This window comes from Vibrio sp. 2132-1, from assembly GCF_033344315.1.
This window is the reverse complement of record NZ_JAWPON010000681.1, coordinates 1-562: the sequence shown is the minus strand read 5'-3', so window position 1 is coordinate 562 and position 562 is coordinate 1. Positions and strand designations below refer to the sequence as shown.

Below are 562 nucleotides of genomic sequence, written 5' to 3'. Positions count from 1 at the left end.
AGAGGCTTCAAAACTATTGGTGTCAAACCCGCCAGAATCCCGCTTTATTGTTAGCCAAGTGATGCTTGAAAACGATGTAATCCAAGTGGGGAGTTCCGAGCTTGATGGGATTAAGCTGCCTTATGGTTCTTCGCTGAGTTTTCTCTTTGGCATCATGCCTAAACCGGATAGCCAGAACCTTTACTACCGCTTAAACGAAGACGACCGATGGCAGACTTTAGAAGGGGGTCAGTTAACCTTAGAGCACCTCAACTCAGGGGAATACCACCTTCAAGTGAGTAACGAGTCACAGGTAACGGCGGGCGTTGTTGGTTTAGAGTCTCGTTTTGAAGTGCTCAAACCATGGTATCTATCCCAGCTTGCGATATTAGGCTTTCTCGTCTCAATTTCTACGCTTATCGGCCTTATCATGTACTGGCGTTCACGATATGTTATGCAAGCAAACCGAGAGCTTGCTGCTCAGGTCACTCTAAAGACCAACCAACTAAGGCATCAAAGCCGCGTATTATTGACGAGTAACCAACAGTTAAGAAAGCAAATTCAGGTTAGAAACCTATTAGTT

Annotated in this window: 1 pseudogene; it reads left to right on the top strand. The window is 45.4% G+C overall.

The window, feature by feature from the left end:
* Positions 1-562, top strand: a pseudogene (locus R8N47_RS27365) (AraC family transcriptional regulator); the annotation flags it as partial.